This window comes from Nesterenkonia pannonica (assembly GCF_019575955.1).
Lineage (GTDB): Bacteria > Actinomycetota > Actinomycetes > Actinomycetales > Micrococcaceae > Nesterenkonia > Nesterenkonia pannonica.
Map to the genome: position 1 here is coordinate 565,851 of NZ_CP080575.1, position 15,637 is coordinate 581,487.

Sequence of the window (15,637 nt, forward strand, 5' to 3'; positions counted from 1 at the left end):
GGATCTATGGACTAAGGACGTTCGCATGCGCTTGAACACCACGTCAGCCTTCGCGCTGGCATCTGTGCTGACCCTCTCACTGGCCGCGTGCGCCGGAGACGAAGGTGACATCGACACCGGCGACGATGACGCTGAGGACCAGACTGAGGAGGACGCCGGAGAGGGCGCCGAGAACGGCGAAGAGGCCGACGGGGAAGCTTGCGCTGAGATCGAGTCGGTGGACAGCATCACCATCGGCCTGGTCCCTGCCACCGACTCCGCCACACAGGCGGAGGAGGAGAACGCTGAGGCGCTGGCGGACCAGCTCTCCGAGGCGCTCGGGGGCTTCGAGGTCGACCTGTTCTTCGCAGACTCCTACCTCGGCGTCATCCAGGGCATGCAGTCCGGCGACGTGCAGCTGGTGATGTCCGGCCCCATCGGCATGATTCAGGCCGAGGACGAGGCCGAGGGCACCCTGATCCTCCAGTCGATCCGTTACGGCGCGGACACGTACGTGACCCAGTGGTTCACGAACGACCCCGACACCTACTGCGAGGACGAGCCGGTCGCCAATGAGGACGGCTACATGTTCTGCAACGGGATCTACGACGAGGACTCCGGCGAGCTTGCCGACTACGGTCCCATGGGTGAGGACTCCTTGGCCCAGATCGAGGACGGCACCCCGTCGCCTACGTGGAGGAGGGCTCCGCATCGGGCTTCTACTTCCCGCAGACCCAGCTCAATGATCTCGGCGTCGAGGTGGACCCGCAGTTCGCAGGCGGCCATGACGATGCTGTGCTGAACGTCTACAACGGCGAGTTCGAGATCGGCACCTCGTTCGACGACGCACGCACCAACGTGGTCGACGACAACCCTGACGTCGGCGATGAGCTCGTGGTGTTCGCCTGGGCCTACCGATCCCCAACGACGGCATCGTCGCGTCCAACGAGTTCACCGACGAAGAGCTCCAGACGCTTGAGGACGCGTGGCTGAGCTTCGCTGAGTCCGGCGACCTGGACGAGGGAGACCCGCTCTACGACGTCTACGAGATCAACGGACTGACGCCTGCCGACGAGGAGGCCCTCGACGTGGCCCGTGAGGTCTACAACGACTTCGGCGACGAAGCTTAGGCGAGTGACCCTGAGGCCTTTCTGAGCTGAGAGGAATTCTCTGGCATGCTGGGGTGTGGGCTGCGGCACAGGGCCGCGGCCTGCACCACGGCCGTCAGGAACTTTTCATTATGATCAAGTTTGAGAACGTCGATGTCGTCTATCCGAACGGCTTCAGAGGCCTGAACGACATCAGCCTGAGATCGGCCAGGGCGAGTTCGTGGCCATCATCGGCCTCTCCGGGGCGGGAAAATCGACTCTCATCCGGGCGGTCAACGGTCTGGTGCCCTACACCGGAGGCACCCTGACGGTCGGTGAGACGGTGGTGGACCCGAAGAACAAGTCCAAGCTGCGGAGACTGCGGTCCCGGGTCGGCATGATCTTCCAGCAGTTCAACAACGTCGGCCGCATCACTGTTCTCAACAATGTGCTGATCGGACGCTCGTCCGTCACCCCACCTGGCGCTCGCTGCTCGGCTGGTACGGGCACGAGGACAAGGAAGTCGCATTCCAGTCCCTGGAGCGGGTGGGAATCGTCGACAAGGCCTACAGCCGGGCATCGGCCCTGTCCGGAGGGCAGCAGCAGAGGGTGGCGATCGCGCGGGTGCTCGCCCAGGATCCGGAGCTGATCCTGGCCGACGAGCCGGTCGCATCGCTGGACCCGCCCACGGCTCGCAAAGTCCTCGGAGACCTCCGCCGCATCCAGCGCGAGCTCGGCATCACCTGCATCGTCAACATGCACCACCTCGACCTCGCCCGCGACTACGCCGACCGGATCGTCGGGATGCGCAACGGCGAAGTCGTGTTCGACGGTCCCACTGAGGAGGCGACCGACGCGGTGATCGAGGAGGTCTATCAGCGCTCCCTCTCCCAGGAGGAGGCAGCCGCCGAGAAGCCCTCCGATGAGACCGCCGAGGTCGCCGCCGCGGGACGGACCGGAGAGTCCTGAGCGTGACAGCAGTCGCCGACCCGGCTGCGGCCAGGACCGCCTCCCAGCCGGCGCCCCGCCCGGCGCCTCCCAAGCCGCCGCTGGCCAACTACCTGATGCTCGTCGGCGTCGCCGTTCTGGCCTTCGCCTTCTTCTGGTGGACCCGTGAGTCCACCGGCGTGCTCTTTCTGCCCCTGGGCTTCACCACCCTGTGGGCGCCCCAGTGGCCGCTCATCGGCTTCCTGACGATGCTCGGGGTCCTGGCGCTCTGCTGGCTGACGCGCGTGGGCCCCATGGGAGCCTTCGGGGCGCTGACATTCGTCATCATCAGCTACTGGGCTTACTCCAGCATCTACTTCCTCGACAGGATCGCCGAGCTGCCGGGCCGCCTGACGGGAGGCAGCACCCGTGATCAGCTGCTGGGATACTTCAGCCCGGACTGGTCCTACCTGCTGCTCTCCAACGTCGCCGGAACCTCCCGCCCGATCTGGGGAGTGGCTGATCACGCTGTGCATGGCGGTCGTGGCCACCATCATCGGATGCTTCATCGGACTTCTCCTGGCGATGCTGGCCTCGCCGGTCTCCAGCCCCAACCGCTTCAGCAGCCAGGGCATCAAGGGCCTCAACTCGATCGTCCGTTCGATCCCCGATGTTGCCTGGGCACTGCTCTTCGCCGCATTCATCGGAAGCACCGCCTACGGATTCGGCGCCCTCGCCGCAGTCCTCGCCCTGATCATGTTCAACATCGGCATCGTCGCGAAGCTGCTCGGCGAGTCCATCGACTCGGTCGACCCCGGGCCGCTGGAAGCCGCCGACGCGACGGGTGCGAACCTGATGCAGCGCGACCGCGTCGCCGTCCTCCCGGCGGTCATGCCGAGCTTCATCTCGTACAGCCTGTATGTGTTCGAGCTGAACATCAGGGCCTCAGCTGCCCTCGGCGTGGTCGGCGTAGCTTAAGCATCGGCGGGGAGCTGAGCTAAGCAGATCGGACGCATGTCCCAGGGCTACGACAACGTGGGGCGATCCTCTGGGCACTGGTCGCCGTGGTCCTGATGGTGGACCTGTTCTCGCTGTGGATCCGGAGGAAGCTGCTGTGAGTCACGGACACAAGATCATCGCAGCCGTGGCCGGTGCGCTGCTGCTGGCTGCAGGCAGCTTTCTGCTGACCTACTCGGCTGCCGCCGAATCATCTGACGTGCTGCTCCGCGGTCTGTGGGGCTTCGCCCTCTGCGGCGCCGTTGCGGCCCTCGGGGTGGGCATCTACGGCCTGGCGTATGCGAGCACCGCCACGCAGCAGAGGCAGGAGCAGCGGCGCCTCTCCGCAGGAGGTGCGGGCTTCGCCCCGATCGCCTCGATGAGCGGCCGGTCAGGCCCGTGAAGTTCTGGTACACTATGGCGCTGCTGCTGGTCGGAGCAGTATTCATCTCCTCGGCCGCTGGGACGGGGATGACGCTGTCTGCCCTGCTGGACATGCCTGCGCGCATCTGGGAGTTCAGCGTGCAGATGGTCGGCGGGGTGGCTCAGGTCCCTGACGAGGAGGCGCGCGAGGACTGGTCGCTCGCCTTCGACGCCATGCTGGAGTCCGTGGCCATCGCCTGGGTCGGCACAGTAGTCGGGGCCCTGTTCTCCCTGCCCTGCGGGATCCTGGCGGCGAGAAACATGACGCCCCTGTCGATCTACATCCCCATGCGCTTCATCCTCTCGGTCATCCGTGCGGTGCCCGAGCTGGTGTTCGCCGTGGCCATATTCATCCCCTGCTGGGGTCGGTCCGGCGCAGATGGGCGGGGCGATGGTAAGCGCCTTCGCGCTGGGCATCAGCAGCATCGGGACCCTCTCCAAACTGATCTCCGAAGCCATCGAAGGCGTGGACCCCGGCCCCTGGAGGCGTCGACGGCCGCTGGAGCGACCCATGTCCAGCGGATCCGCTGGGCGGTGCTGCCTCAGGTCCTGCCAGAGGTGCTGGCCATCTGGCTGTACCGCTTCGAGGTCAACATCCGTGCCTCAGCCATCCTGGGCGCCCTGGGCGCCGGGGGCATCGGGCGGCTGATCAGTCCGCCCAACGGCCTGTTCGGTCAGCGCCCCTACGACTGGGAAGCCATCGGCATCACCCTCTTCGTGATCATTGTGATCACCATGGCGGTGGATCAGATCTCCGGGTTCGTCCGGCACCGGGTGATCCACGGCGCCAAAGTGAGGCAGAGGAAGAGCGCAAAGCCCGGGGACGGCGCCGCCCCGGACACCTCGCAGGCGGCCGCCGTGCGGATCTGAGCCGCTTCACCGTTAGGCTGGGCCCATGTCTATGCTTGGCAAGAACCTGATGGAGCCTGAACCCACTCTGCTGCCTCCCGAGCCGGAGGTGACTGAGTCGCTGGCCGCCTACGAGGAGCCGGTGGACCTCGCCGCCAAGCACCCCACCTCATCCTTGGTGTGGGCGCTGCTGGCCGAGGACGCCCTGGACGGCGGATACACCGTGGAGGGCTATGCATACGCGCGTGTGGGCTACCACCGCGGCCTGGACTCCCTGCGCCAGAACGGCTGGAAGGGAACCGGCCCGGTCCCCACAGCCACGAGCCCAACCACGGCTTCCTCCGGGCCCTCTACTCCCTCGGTCAGGCCGCGGCCGCGATCGGAGAGGAGCCGGAGGTCGTGCGGATCAACAACCTGCTGGACGACTGCGACCCCACCGCGAAGGAGAAGATCGCAGCCATCCGCCGATGACGGCGGCGCTGCGCTCCGAGGATCAGGTGATCAGGTCGTGGATCTGAACCACCTGGTCCCGGCCCGGGCCCACACCGATCGCTGAGAAGCGGGTGCCGGAGAGGCTCTCCAGGGCCCGCACGTAGGCCTGAGCGTTCTCAGGAAGCTCATCCATGGTCCGGGCGCCGGTGATGTCCTCGGTCCACCCGTCGAAGTGCTCGAAGATGGGCGTGGCGTGGTGCAGCTCGGTCTGGGTCATCGGCATCTGGTCGTGCCGCACGCCGTCGACGTCGTAGGCCACGCAGACCGGGATCGACTCGATGTTGGTGAGCACATCGAGCTTGGTGAGGAAGTAGTCCGTGAAGCCGTTGATGCGTGCGGCGTACTTGGCCATCACAGCGTCGTACCAGCCGCACCGTCGAGGACGGCCCGTGTTTACACCGAACTCGCCGCCGGTCTTCTGCAGGTACTCGCCCCACTCGTCGAAGAGCTCGGTGGGGAACGGGCCAGCGCCCACACGCGTGGTGTAGGCCTTGATGATTCCGATGGACCGGTCGATGCGGGTGGGGCCGATCCCCGAGCCCACTGAGGCCCCGCCCGCGGTCGGGTTCGACGAGGTGACAAACGGGTAAGTGCCGTGGTCCACATCCAGGAAGGTGGCCTGGCCGCCCTCCATGAGCACCACTTTGCCCTCGTCCAGCGCATCGTTGAGAAGGTTCGTGGCGTCGACGACCATGGGGCGCAGACGCTCAGCGAAGCTCAGGAAGTACTCGACGATCTCGTCGACCTCCACCGCCCTGCGGTTGTAGAGCTTCACCAGCAGCTCGTTCTTCTGGCGCAGCGCCCCTTCGATCTTCTGACGCAGGATGGACTCGTCGAAGATGTCCTGGACGCGGATGCCCAGCCGTCCGACCTTGTCCATGTAGGTCGGGCCGATGCCCCGGCCGGTGGTGCCGATGGCGCGCTTGCCGAGGAAGCGCTCGGTGACTTTGTCCATGGTCTGGTGGTACGGCGCCACCAGGTGCGCGTTGGCGCTGATCCTCAGCTTGGAGGTGTCTGCGCCGCGGGCCTCCAGCCCCTCGATCTCCTCGAACAGCGCCTCGAGGTTCACGACCACGCCGTTGCCGATCACCGGGACCGCATTGGGGAGAGGATGCCCGCAGGCAGGAGCTTCAGCTCGAACTTCTCCCCGCCGACCACCACCGTGTGCCCGGCGTTGTTGCCCCCATTGGGCTTGACGACGTAGTCGACACGGGAGCCGAGCACGTCAGTAGCTTTGCCCTTCCCTTCGTCGCCCCATTGGGCGCCGACGATGACAATGGCGGGCATAGCGGGGCTCCTTGAAAACTGGTGAACTGGCCGTCAGGAGTCTACCAACCAGGCTTTGAGGAACCGCTCAGGGGCCCTGGCTAGGGTCGGCGACATGGTTGCAGCGCTGAAGAAGATGGCCGTCACATTCCTCAAAGCACGCGTGCTGGCGAAATTTGCGATGCCGAAGGTGCTGCTGATCCTCGGTGCGGTGAAGCTGATCAGGTGGGTCTTCGCCCGTCGGAGCAGGGCGCCTCAGTGAGGAAAGGAGCCCCGCGCTCCTCCGAGCGGCAGGGCCCCTTCCCAGACTGCGTGCGTGGAGGGAGCTAGGCGTCCCTGAGCTGCCTCTTGGCGCTGATCACACCGGTGTCGAAGCCGCCGAGGTGAAGGTTGCCGTGGAAGCGGCCGTGCTCGATCTTCACGCACCGGTTCTGCACCGCGCTCAGGCCCAGATCGGTGGCCGTCTGCATGGCCTCCTCCGAATGGATCCCCAGCTGCACCCACAGGGTCTGCGCCCCCGCCTCTGCGGCGTCGCGGGCAAGGTCCGGCAGATCCTCCGGCTTGCGGAAGGCGACGACGATGTCCGGCGACTCGGGCAGGTCCTGCAGGGACCCGTAGCCGGGCTCCCCTAGGACTGTCTTGCCCACCAGGGCCGGGTTCACCCAGTAGAGCCTGTAGCTGGAGTCGGACTGCAGGTAGGTGGCCACGAAGTGGCTGGCCCGGGAGGGCTTATTGACATGCCCACGATCGCCACGGACTTCGCCGCGCGCAGCAGCTGAAGCCGACGCGCCGGACCCGGCTCCTCCCACACGCCGTTCGGGTGCTCAACAGTGCTGGTGCTCATGAGTTCTCTCCCTTGGTCGCCGTCTCCAGGGCCTGGTCGAGGTCCCAGATGATGTCTTCAACGTCTTCGAGGCCCACAGAAATCCTGATCAGGTCATCGGGAATTCCGTTTACGACCAGCTGCTCCTCCGAGAGCTGCTGGTGGGTGGTGGATGCAGGGTGCAGCACGAGGGTGCGCGCATCGCCGACGTTGGCCAGGTGCGAGGCCAGCTGCAGCGACTCGATGAACCGCTTGCCGTTGGCCCTGCCGCTTACTATGCCGAAGCTGAAGACTGCGCCGAGCCCCTTCGGCAGGAGCTCCTTGCCTCGGCTGTGGTGCCGGTGCTCGGGCAGGCTTGCGTGGTTGACGTAGTCCACGCGCGGGTCAGCATTGAGCCACTCGGCGACCGTCTGGGCGTTGGCCACGTGCTCCTCCATGCGCTGGGGAGGGTCTCGACGCCCTGGATCAGCTGGAAGGCAGCCTGCGGCGTCAGGGAGGGGCCGAAGTCGCGGAGCTGCTCGGCGCGGATCTTGGTCAGGAATCCGTACTCGGCGAAGTTGCCCCACCAGGAGAGGCCGCCGTAGGAGGCCACCTCCTCGGTCATCTGGGGAAGTTTCCGTTGTTCCACGGGAACGTGCTTAGCTTCGACGATCACCCTCCAAGTGTGGTGCCGTGCCCGCCGAGGAACTTCGTCACCGAGTGGGTGACGATGTCCGCTCCGTGCTCGATCGGCCGCAGCAGGTAGGGGTGGTGAGCGTGGAGTCGACGACGAGCGGGATCCCGTGCTCGTGGGCGACGTCAGCCACGCCGGGGAGGTCCACGACGTCTGAGCTGGGGTTGGAGACGACCTCGGTGAAGATGAGCTTGGTGTTCGGCTGCAGGGCCGCCTTGAAGTCTGCCGCCTCGTCCGAGTTCACGAACGTGGTCTCGATGCCGAACCGCCGCAGCGAGACGTCGAGCTGGGTGATCGTGCCGCCGTAGAGCTTGGAGCTGGCCACGATGTGGTCTCCTGCTGGCACAGGGCGGCGAAGACGAGGAACTCCGCCGACATTCCCGAGGCGGTGGCCACGGCGCCGATGCCGCCCTCCAGGGATGCCATGCGCTCCTCCAGGGCCGCCACAGTGGGGTTGCTGATGCGGGAGTAGATGTTGCCGAACTTCTGCAGGGCGAAGAGGTTCGCCGCATCGTCGCTGTCCTTGAAGACGAAGCTGGTGGACTGGTGGATCGGCACTGCACGTGTGCCGTACGTGGCGTCGGGGACGGCGCCTGCGTGCAGGGCGCGGGTGCGGAATCCGAACTGGCGGTCGCTGCTCATCGTGTTGCCTCTTTCCTTGGTGGTGCCGTGCTGCGTGCTGCGCAGATCTCGGCGATCTGCGGCACGCATGGTTCGTTCTGCAGGCTGGTGGTGTCGCCGAGCCGGTCGCCGTCGTGCAGCTGGGCGAGCAGTCGGCGCATGATCTTGCCCGACCGGGTCTTGGGGACGTCGGGGACCGGAATGACGGTGCGCGGCTTCGCGACGGGGCCGATCACCGTCGCCACATGCTCGCGAAGGAGTGAGGCGAGATCGGCCTCGGCGTCGGGGTCGGCCGCCAGGCGGGAGGACGCGGCTTCGCTGAGGACGGTGAAGGCAACTGCCGCGTGGCCGGTCTTCTCGTCGTGGCAGGGCGCCACTCCGGCCTCGATCACATCGGGGTGGGAGATCAGAGCCGACTCGATCTCGATGGTGGAGAGGAGATGGCCCGACACATTGATCGCATCGTCGATGCGTCCCAGGATCCAGACGTCTCCGTCCTCATCCTGCTTGGCGCCGTCGCCGCGAGGAACCATCCCTGGTCGACGTGCGCCTCCCAGTACGAGGTGTAGAAGCGCTCCGGATCTCCCCATACGCCGCGCGCCATCGAAGGTCCGAATTCGGTGACCACGATGCTTCCCTGAACTCCGGGGCGACGGGCTGGCTGTCCTGGTCCACGACCCTCGCGCCCCAGCCCGGCAGGGGACGGGTCGCGGAGCCCGGCTTGAAGGAGGTGTCGTCGGGTCTGGGGAGAGGACTGCTGAGCCGGACTCCGACTGCCACCACGTGTCGACCATCGGCAGCGCGGGCCTGCTTACCGCGTCAGACGTGTCCCGTCCGATCTGGCTGCGCAGCCAGGACCATGCCTCCGGGTTCACCGCCTCGCCCACCGTGCGGCATGAGCCGCACCGAGGAGAGGTCGTACTCGGCCGGGATGCCGTCGGGCCACCAGCCCATCAGCGAGCGGACCAGCGTGGGGGCCGTGTAGTAGCTGGTCACGCGGTGCCGCTGGATGATCTCGAAGTGCCTACTCGGGTGGGGCGCATTCGGCACACCCTCGTAGATCACCTGGGCGGCGCCATGGCCAGCGGCCCGTACATCTCGTAGGTGTGGGCGGTGACCCATGCCAGGTCGGCGGTGCACCAGTGCACGTCATGCTCGCGCTCGGCCGGGTCCGGGTGGGCGAAGAGGCGCAGATAGGAGTAGAGGCTGCCGGTGAGATACCCGGCCGTGGTGTGCACCAGGCCCTTGGGCCTGCCGGTGGTGCCTGAGGTGTACATGATGAACAGCTCGTTCTCCGCATCGAACATGGGAGCCTCGTGCTGGTCCGACGCGGCGTCGACGACGTCGTGCCACCACACGTCGCGGCCCAGGCCGTCGCCGCTGAGGTCGGTGCTGTCCCAGCTGATCTCGGAGCCGGTGCGTCGCAGCACCAGCACGTGCTCCACCGCGCCGCCGCCGCCCAGGGTGAGACCCTCCACGGCGGCGTCGGCGTTCTCTTTGACCGGCACAGCCTGACCGCGGCGGTATTGGCCGTCCGTGGTGACCAGCAGCTTCGCCCCGGTGTCCTCCACCCGGAAGCGCAGGGCCTGGGCCGAGAATCCGCCGAAGACCAGCTGGTGCACCGCGCCGATGCGGGCGCAGGCGAGGGTGATGACAATCGTCTCCACCAGCACCGGGAGGTAGATGACCACCCGGTCGCCGTGGCCTACGCCGAGGGCCTCCAGAGCGTTGGCCGCCCGGCAGACGCGGCGCTGAAGCTCCGCGTAGGTCACCGTCTCCCGGTCGCCGGGCTCACCCTCGAAGTGCAGGGCGACGGTGTCCCCGCGTCCGGCGTCCACGTGACGGTCCACGCAGTTGACCGCCGCGTTGAGCCTGCCGCCTTCGAACCAGCGCATCGAAGGACCCCGTCGGGTCTCCGGGTTCGGCGGCTCCCATGTGCGCAAGGTATGCCAGCCGGTGTCCCACTCGAGGAGTCCGGCCGCACGCTCCCAGTGCGCGAGGCGCTCCGCCTCGGAGGAGGGCTCGGGCCACGAGAGCACATCGGCAGAGAGGGGTGGTGGTGAGTGCGGGCAGCGTCCGGCATGTGCGGCCTCCTTCGGCTCAGGCCCAGGTCTTGAGCGCTTTGCGCTCGACCAGGCCGAGCAGCGCATCTGTTGTTTTGCCCAGGACGGCCAGCAGCACGATGGCGAGCAGCAGCCGGTCCACGCGACCGTTGCTCTGCGACTCCGTGAGCAGGAAGCCCAGCCCTTCGGCCGCGGCGAGCAGCTCAGCGGCCACCAGGAACAGCCAGGACTGTGCCAGCGCCAGCCGCAGCCCGGAGAACACCGGGGCACGACGGCGGGCAGCTGGACGGTCGCCAGCAGACGCACTCCGTGGAACCCGAAGGCGCGGCTTACTCCACCAGCTGGGCGTCCACGTGGCGGAGCGCCGAGTGCACCGAGGTGAAGACGGGGAAGAAGGCGCCGATGGCGATGAGCAGGTATTTTCCGTCCTCACCGATGCCGATCCAGAGCAGGATCAGGGGCACCCATGCCAGGGACGGCACGGCACGGAAGGCCCCGACAGTGGGGTGCAGCAGCGCATCGGCCGCTCGGGACAGGCCCAGCAGCGAGCCGAGCACCAGTCCCGCCCCGGCGCCGAGGGCGAAGCCGACCAGCACACGCTGCACGGAGATGCCGATATGGCCTGCGAGGGCGCCGGACTCCAGCAGAGCCTGACCGGCTTCGACGACAGCGACGGGGAGGGCAGCTGAATGGGGGTGAAGATCCCCAGGGCGTCCGTGACCAGCCACCACAGGGCGACGAGCGCCACCGGGACGATCGCGCCGACAAGGACCCTTGAGGCCCCGTTGAGGCCGGAGCGGGAGCGCGACGGCTTCGACCCCTGATCAGCCGTGGTAAGCGCGGGCGCGGCTGCGAACCCGGCGGTGCTCGCAGCCGCAGGAGGCGTGTGCTCGGTGGGGGCCGGGCTCATGCGTCCTCGTCCTCCTGAATCTCCGCCTGCTCGGCTGCGTCGTCAGTGCCCTCAGCATCGGTGGCCTCAGCCGCTTCCGCGTACTCGGGCCAGAAGAGGTCCTCGAGGGCCTCGTCGACCTGCTCCTCGGAGTCGACGTCGCCGGTCTCGACGAAGAAGGGGCCCACCGGCTCCAGGGCGGCGCGCAGGTCTTCGCCCGGCACCGGGCTGATGTCGAAGTTCACGCGGTCGGCGATCACCAGCTCTGCGACGTCGAGATCGATGCTTGCGTACTCGGCGAGGATCTCCGCGGTCTCCTGGGGTTCTCCTCGGCCCACTGCCGGGCCTGCTCGTACACGTTGACGACCGTCTGAGCGACCTCCGGGTGGTTCTCCAGGAAGTCTCCGGTCGCGTTGACGGTGGAGTAGGTGTTGAAGTCGACCTCCCGGGAGAACAGCTCGGCTCCGCCGAGCTCGGCGTCGCCCATGATCGGGTCCAGGCTTACCCAGGCATCGACGTCGCCGTTCTCCAAGGCCTGACGGCCGTCTGCGTGCTGCAGGGCCTGAACCTCAATGTCGTCGAGGGAGAGGCCCGCCTCGTCCAGCGAACGGGCGAGGAAGAAGAACGGGTCGGTGGCCAGCGTCGCCGCCACGGAGGCGCCCTCGAGGTCCTCCACGCTCTCGATGTCGGAGTCTTCACTGGTGACCAGTGCGGACCACTCAGGCTGCGACTCCACGTAGAAGGTGTGCGTGTCGGCGCCGACGGAGCGGTTCAGCAGGGCGGCGGAGCCTGCGGTCGAGCCGACGTGCAGCTCATCGGCGCGGAGGTACTCGTTCGCCTGGTTGGAGCCGTGGGACTGGATCCACTGCACGTCGGTGCCGATCTCCTCCAGCTCCTCCTCAAGCCAGCCGTGCTCCAGGATCACCAGGGACAGCGGGTTGTAGGTGGCGAAGTCGATGTTCAGGGTGTCCAGCTCCCCGTCTGCATCATCGCCGCAGGCGGACAGGGCGAGCAGGGCGGCTGTCCCGACGGCGGTGACGGAGGCGGCGGAGCGGGAGAAGGAGGTGGGCATGGGGAGCCTTTCAAAGTGTCGTTCGGCGAGGTGGGCGGACCTGTGCGAGGCAGGCCCAAAGAATGCAGAGGGGTGTGCGGGCGGGGTCAGTGGGCGTCGACGCCGAGGCCTGCGTACAGCTGCGACTTCAGCTCGGCCAGGTCGGCGGAGGCTCGATCGCGGGGGCGGCGTCCCGGCACGGTCAGCAGCCGCTTGGCGGTGGCTCCCTCGGCCGCGGCGCCGTCGTCCTTGCCCAGCAGAAGAATCCGGTCGGCCAGCTGCAGAGACTCGTCGACGTCGTGGGTGACCAGGAGCACCGTCGTCCCTGTCTGGGCGTGGATGTCCAGGAGCAGATCCTGCATCTTGAGCCGGGTGAGGGCATCGAGTGCGCCGAAGGGCTCGTCGAGCAGGAGAACGCCGGGCCGGCGTGCCAGGGCGCGGGCCAGCGAGGCCCGCTGGGCCATGCCCCGGAGATCTCCCGGGGCTTCAGATGCGCGCGCTCGGCGAGCCCGACCAGCTCCAGCAGCTCGTCGACCCGGGCCCTGCCCTCGGCCTTGGACAGCTCGCGGGGCAGTCCGAGCTCAATGTTCCTGCGCACCGAGCGCCAGGAGCAGGCGAGGCTCCTGGAATCCGACGGCGGTGCGGTCGTCATAGGGCTGCACGGGCTTCCCGCGATGGTCAGCTCACCGGTGAAGCCGGTGTCGAGACCCGCCAGGGCGCGGAGCAGGGTGGATTTGCCGCAGCCTGAGGTCCCCAGGATCGCGAGGACCTCGCCGGGGGCGATCTCCAGGCTGATGTCGCGGAGCACGGGGCGGCCGCCGAAGCTGCGACCCACACCGGCGAACCGGACGTTCAGCGAGTCGAAGGCGGCCTGCGGGGCGGCGGAATGCGTGGAGGGCTCCCCAGGCGAGGTCGGCGCCTCAAGGGTCGCAGAAGCAGTCATGCGAGAATTCACTCCCATCGTCCCTGGCATTAGCACCGAGCCCGCAGAGAAGCTCTGCAGTGGTTGCTGCGGCGTCGTCGAGCCAGATCTCTCAGCCGCTCCGGATGGATACGCCTATGACTGTACGCCAGAGCCGAGTCCGCGCACAAAAACCGGGTCACAAACGTCACACTGCGCGTCTGGGGCGGGGCGCGGCCCGCAGAGGACCGCGCCCCGCCCCAGACGTCATGCTGCTTGTCGGCTACTGCTGTCCGCGGGTCACGGGCCAGCCTTTGGAAGCGCTGGTGCTGCCTGTTCGCCTCCGCCCGGCGGTGTCCATCTCTGCGCAGATCTTCTTGATGGACGCCAGGCACTTCTGGTTCTGCACGTCGGAGACGTCCTCGGGGTCTTCGCCTGCGTAGAGCCGTCCGAGCACGCGGCTGATCACCTGGTGCTCCTTGTCCTTGGGCATGTCCAGCACGGGGATGATCTTCCGCGGCACGGCTTCCTCGGAGACCTTCTCGGCGACCAGTGCTTGGACGGAGTCGACCATCTTGCGCTCCCGGGGACCGAACGGGTCTGGGAGCCGTCGTCGGGCGGCAGCCGAGTGGCGTTGACCTCCTCGCGCGCCTCGGGCGTCAGCACGACGAACGCCACCGGGATCGTGCCAGCTTCCGCGTCGCCGATGGAGCAGACGCCGGATTCGAGCACGCTTTCGTGCGAGTTCATGGCGTCACGGATGTCGTTGAGGTGAATCTCCTGGCCGTTGACGGTGATCTCGTCGTCGTGCACGGCTTCGAGATCCTCTTCGGCGGGATCGGTGCGGAACCGCGGCTCCTCCGTCGTCGCCCGATCAGGACCCGTTGTCGTGCGGTCTGTGGTGCTCATCGCTCGGCCTCTCCTCGAACATCATGCGGAGTGTGTCATGCACAAGGTGGCAGACCTGTCTGAGTGTGGCCTCAGCGTCTGGTCCATGCTCCTCACACGGTCGTCGACTCATGAGGGACGGTCGAGCGTCGCCCGCACGGCCAGATGATCGGACGGAAAGGCGTTGCCCCTCTGGTCAGGGATGTGGCGCGCTGGGCCCCCATAGTCGCAGAAGCCCTCATCTGCGGCGGTGTCGGACGCGTCTGCCGCCCCGCCCAGATGGTCCGCTGCGACCACGTTCAGACCCCTGGCGAAGATGAAGTCGATGCGATCGCGAGGCTCGGTCTCCAGGGACTCGATCTGGGACCAGGTCAGCCCCGGCGCCCGAGCGGGATCGGGATGCACTGCGCGGAACGCGTCGGTGAAGCTTACTTCAGGAGTGCGTCCGTGGCGGGCCACTGAGCCGCAGGACGGTGGGAGCCGTCCCAGTCCAGGGGTGAGGGAACGTTGAAGTCTCCGGCGATGATGACCGGCATGTCGCCGAGCTCGTGGAGGAGCCGATCGGTCTCGGCCAGGATCTGCTGCGCCTGCTGGGTGCGCTGGGCCTCGCCCGGCTGGGCGAAGACCGACTCGGCCGCATGGGGCAGGTCATCTCGTCGGTACGGGCTGTAGTCGGAGGAGGCCAGGTGGACGGACCAGGCCAGCACCTCGCCGAGACGCGTCTGGACAGCGGCTGCCGTCGCGAAGGGCTCCGTGCTGGTCTGCAGGAGCCGGATGGGGAGGCGCTGAGCACAGCACAGTTGAAGTCCTGCTGGGCTGCGGTCATCCCCGCCGATCGCGCCAGGCGGATGCCTGCGGTGCCATAGCACTCCTGCAGGAGAACGATGTCGGCGTCCTCGGCCGCGAGCACAGCTGCCTGCTTGGCGGCGGAGTCGTCGACCTCTCTGCCGCCGAACCAGAGGTTCCAGGTGAAGACCTTCAGGGTCCGCAGCTCTCGGAGCTTCTGCTCGACGGCCTGCTCGGGGTCATCCCGTCCGCCTGCTGCTGGTCCAGGGGCTGGTCCGCCAGCGTGTCCTGAGGGCGCCGGATCTGCTGCTGCGGGTCTGCTTCAGTCATGGTGCTCCTGATCGTCGATGGGGCTTCGGGCTCGGCTGTCGGGAGGAGGACCTCCTCCAGGCTGGAGATGCGGTAGCGGCACGGCAGCTCGAGATGCGGGTCCTGGTTCACCCTGATCACGATGAGTCCGGCTGCTGCGGCCGCCTGGGCGCCCGCGGGGAGTCCTCGAACGCTGCGGTTGCGGCAGGATCCACGCCGAGCCGCTCGCAGGCCTCGAGGTACAGGTCGGGGGCGGGCTTGCTTACCGCGACGTCCTCCACCGTGCAGACCGCCCCGGGGAGCGCAGAAGCCCTGCGCTGTCGAGCATCGTCCGGACGTCGCGGCGCAGCCCGTTGCTGGCGACGGCGGTGGGCACCGAGGCGGCGAGCTCGGTGAGCAGCCTGCGCGCTCCCGGCATCAGCTCCACGCCGTCGGAGAGCATCTCGGAGTAGCGGGCGTTGATCTCCTGCAGGGTGCTCTGCGCAGGCAGGCCGGTCAGCTCGCCCAGCCGCTCAGCCGTGTCTGCCGAGGCGAAGCCGTGGAAGCGCTCGGCCTCCTCGGGGTGCGGCCGTGCTCGCTGAGCCAGCTGCTGAGCATGCGCAGCCACGTGTCC

At 67.6% G+C, this 15,637-nt stretch carries 13 protein-coding genes, 9 pseudogenes and 1 riboswitch; of the genes and pseudogenes, 8 read left to right on the forward strand and 14 right to left on the reverse strand.

The window, feature by feature from the left end:
* The first annotated feature begins 25 nt into the window (after positions 1-25).
* The 7 genes and pseudogenes from K0H76_RS04345 (at position 26) to K0H76_RS04375 (ending at position 4,733) form a co-directional block, all read left to right on the forward strand.
* Entirely contained in the window at positions 26-781 is a 756-nt protein-coding gene (locus K0H76_RS04345; protein WP_258934598.1) for a PhnD/SsuA/transferrin family substrate-binding protein, read from the forward strand.
* Entirely contained in the window at positions 673-972 is a 300-nt protein-coding gene (locus K0H76_RS04350; RefSeq protein ID WP_258934599.1) for a phosphate/phosphite/phosphonate ABC transporter substrate-binding protein, read from the forward strand. Before K0H76_RS04345 ends, K0H76_RS04350 begins: the two co-directional genes overlap by 109 nt.
* Positions 973-1,308: 336 nt before the next feature.
* Positions 1,309-2,036: pseudogene (phnC, locus tag K0H76_RS04355) on the forward strand (phosphonate ABC transporter ATP-binding protein).
* A 492-nt stretch (positions 2,037-2,528) separates the two neighbouring features.
* On the forward strand, positions 2,529-2,972 hold the full coding sequence (locus tag K0H76_RS04360) for an ABC transporter permease subunit (protein WP_258934600.1): 444 nt from the start codon (positions 2,529-2,531) through the stop codon (positions 2,970-2,972).
* A 136-nt stretch (positions 2,973-3,108) separates the two neighbouring features.
* Positions 3,109-3,393: a hypothetical protein gene (locus K0H76_RS04365; protein WP_258934601.1), complete on the forward strand. Its 285-nt coding sequence runs from the start codon at positions 3,109-3,111 to the stop codon at positions 3,391-3,393.
* On the forward strand, positions 3,390-4,283 hold the full coding sequence (locus tag K0H76_RS04370; protein ID WP_258934602.1) for a phosphonate ABC transporter, permease protein PhnE: 894 nt from the start codon (positions 3,390-3,392) through the stop codon (positions 4,281-4,283). Before K0H76_RS04365 ends, K0H76_RS04370 begins: the two co-directional genes overlap by 4 nt.
* A 25-nt stretch (positions 4,284-4,308) precedes the next feature.
* Positions 4,309-4,733 (forward strand): annotated as a pseudogene (locus K0H76_RS04375) (DUF3151 domain-containing protein).
* 22 nt (positions 4,734-4,755) lie between these two features.
* Here the strand turns inward: K0H76_RS04375 and K0H76_RS04380 are convergent.
* Positions 4,756-6,041 (reverse strand): annotated as a pseudogene (locus K0H76_RS04380) (adenylosuccinate synthase).
* Between the two features lie 94 nt (positions 6,042-6,135).
* On the opposite strand from K0H76_RS04380, the gene K0H76_RS04385 reads away from it, so the two are divergent.
* Positions 6,136-6,282, forward strand: coding sequence for a hypothetical protein (locus tag K0H76_RS04385; RefSeq protein WP_258934603.1), 147 nt, complete (start codon positions 6,136-6,138; stop codon positions 6,280-6,282).
* A 64-nt stretch (positions 6,283-6,346) separates the two neighbouring features.
* On the opposite strand, the pseudogene K0H76_RS04390 reads toward K0H76_RS04385, so the two are convergent.
* The 13 genes and pseudogenes from K0H76_RS04390 to K0H76_RS04450 all read right to left on the reverse strand — a co-directional run bounded on the left by K0H76_RS04390 (position 6,347) and on the right by K0H76_RS04450 (position 15,631).
* Positions 6,347-6,864, reverse strand: a pseudogene (locus K0H76_RS04390) (CoA-binding protein).
* Positions 6,861-8,158, reverse strand: a pseudogene (locus tag K0H76_RS04395) (O-acetylhomoserine aminocarboxypropyltransferase/cysteine synthase). The pseudogenes K0H76_RS04390 and K0H76_RS04395 overlap by 4 nt, the downstream one beginning before the upstream one ends.
* A pseudogene (locus K0H76_RS04400) lies at positions 8,155-10,176 on the reverse strand (acetate--CoA ligase). Before K0H76_RS04400 ends, K0H76_RS04395 begins: the two co-directional pseudogenes overlap by 4 nt.
* A gap of 61 nt (positions 10,177-10,237) precedes the next feature.
* Positions 10,238-11,110: pseudogene (locus K0H76_RS04405) on the reverse strand (ABC transporter permease).
* Positions 11,107-12,161 (reverse strand): annotated as a pseudogene (locus K0H76_RS04410) (aliphatic sulfonate ABC transporter substrate-binding protein). The pseudogenes K0H76_RS04405 and K0H76_RS04410 overlap by 4 nt, the downstream one beginning before the upstream one ends.
* 86 nt (positions 12,162-12,247) lie before the next feature.
* Positions 12,248-13,083: pseudogene (locus K0H76_RS04415) on the reverse strand (ABC transporter ATP-binding protein).
* Positions 13,084-13,094: 11 nt separating this feature from the next.
* Positions 13,095-13,194, reverse strand: a riboswitch (SAM riboswitch).
* A 130-nt stretch (positions 13,195-13,324) separates the two neighbouring features.
* The gene (locus K0H76_RS04420) at positions 13,325-13,534 is read right to left on the reverse strand and encodes a hypothetical protein (protein ID WP_258934604.1); all 210 of its coding nucleotides are present in this window, start codon (positions 13,532-13,534) and stop codon (positions 13,325-13,327) included.
* On the reverse strand, positions 13,507-13,950 hold the full coding sequence (locus K0H76_RS04425; RefSeq protein WP_258934605.1) for a hypothetical protein: 444 nt from the start codon (positions 13,948-13,950) through the stop codon (positions 13,507-13,509). The genes K0H76_RS04420 and K0H76_RS04425 overlap by 28 nt, the downstream gene beginning before the upstream one ends.
* A 108-nt stretch (positions 13,951-14,058) precedes the next feature.
* Entirely contained in the window at positions 14,059-14,388 is a 330-nt protein-coding gene (locus K0H76_RS04430) for a hypothetical protein (protein ID WP_258934606.1), read from the reverse strand.
* Entirely contained in the window at positions 14,358-14,636 is a 279-nt protein-coding gene (locus K0H76_RS04435; RefSeq protein ID WP_258934607.1) for a hypothetical protein, read from the reverse strand. Before K0H76_RS04435 ends, K0H76_RS04430 begins: the two co-directional genes overlap by 31 nt.
* A 271-nt stretch (positions 14,637-14,907) precedes the next feature.
* On the reverse strand, positions 14,908-15,165 hold the full coding sequence (locus tag K0H76_RS04440) for a hypothetical protein (protein ID WP_258934608.1): 258 nt from the start codon (positions 15,163-15,165) through the stop codon (positions 14,908-14,910).
* Entirely contained in the window at positions 15,162-15,305 is a 144-nt protein-coding gene (locus K0H76_RS04445; RefSeq protein ID WP_258934609.1) for an HAD-IA family hydrolase, read from the reverse strand. Before K0H76_RS04445 ends, K0H76_RS04440 begins: the two co-directional genes overlap by 4 nt.
* Positions 15,287-15,631 (reverse strand): HAD hydrolase-like protein, encoded by a 345-nt coding sequence (locus tag K0H76_RS04450; RefSeq protein WP_258934610.1) that lies wholly within the window; start codon positions 15,629-15,631, stop codon positions 15,287-15,289. The genes K0H76_RS04445 and K0H76_RS04450 overlap by 19 nt, the downstream gene beginning before the upstream one ends.
* Positions 15,632-15,637 lie beyond the last annotated feature (6 nt).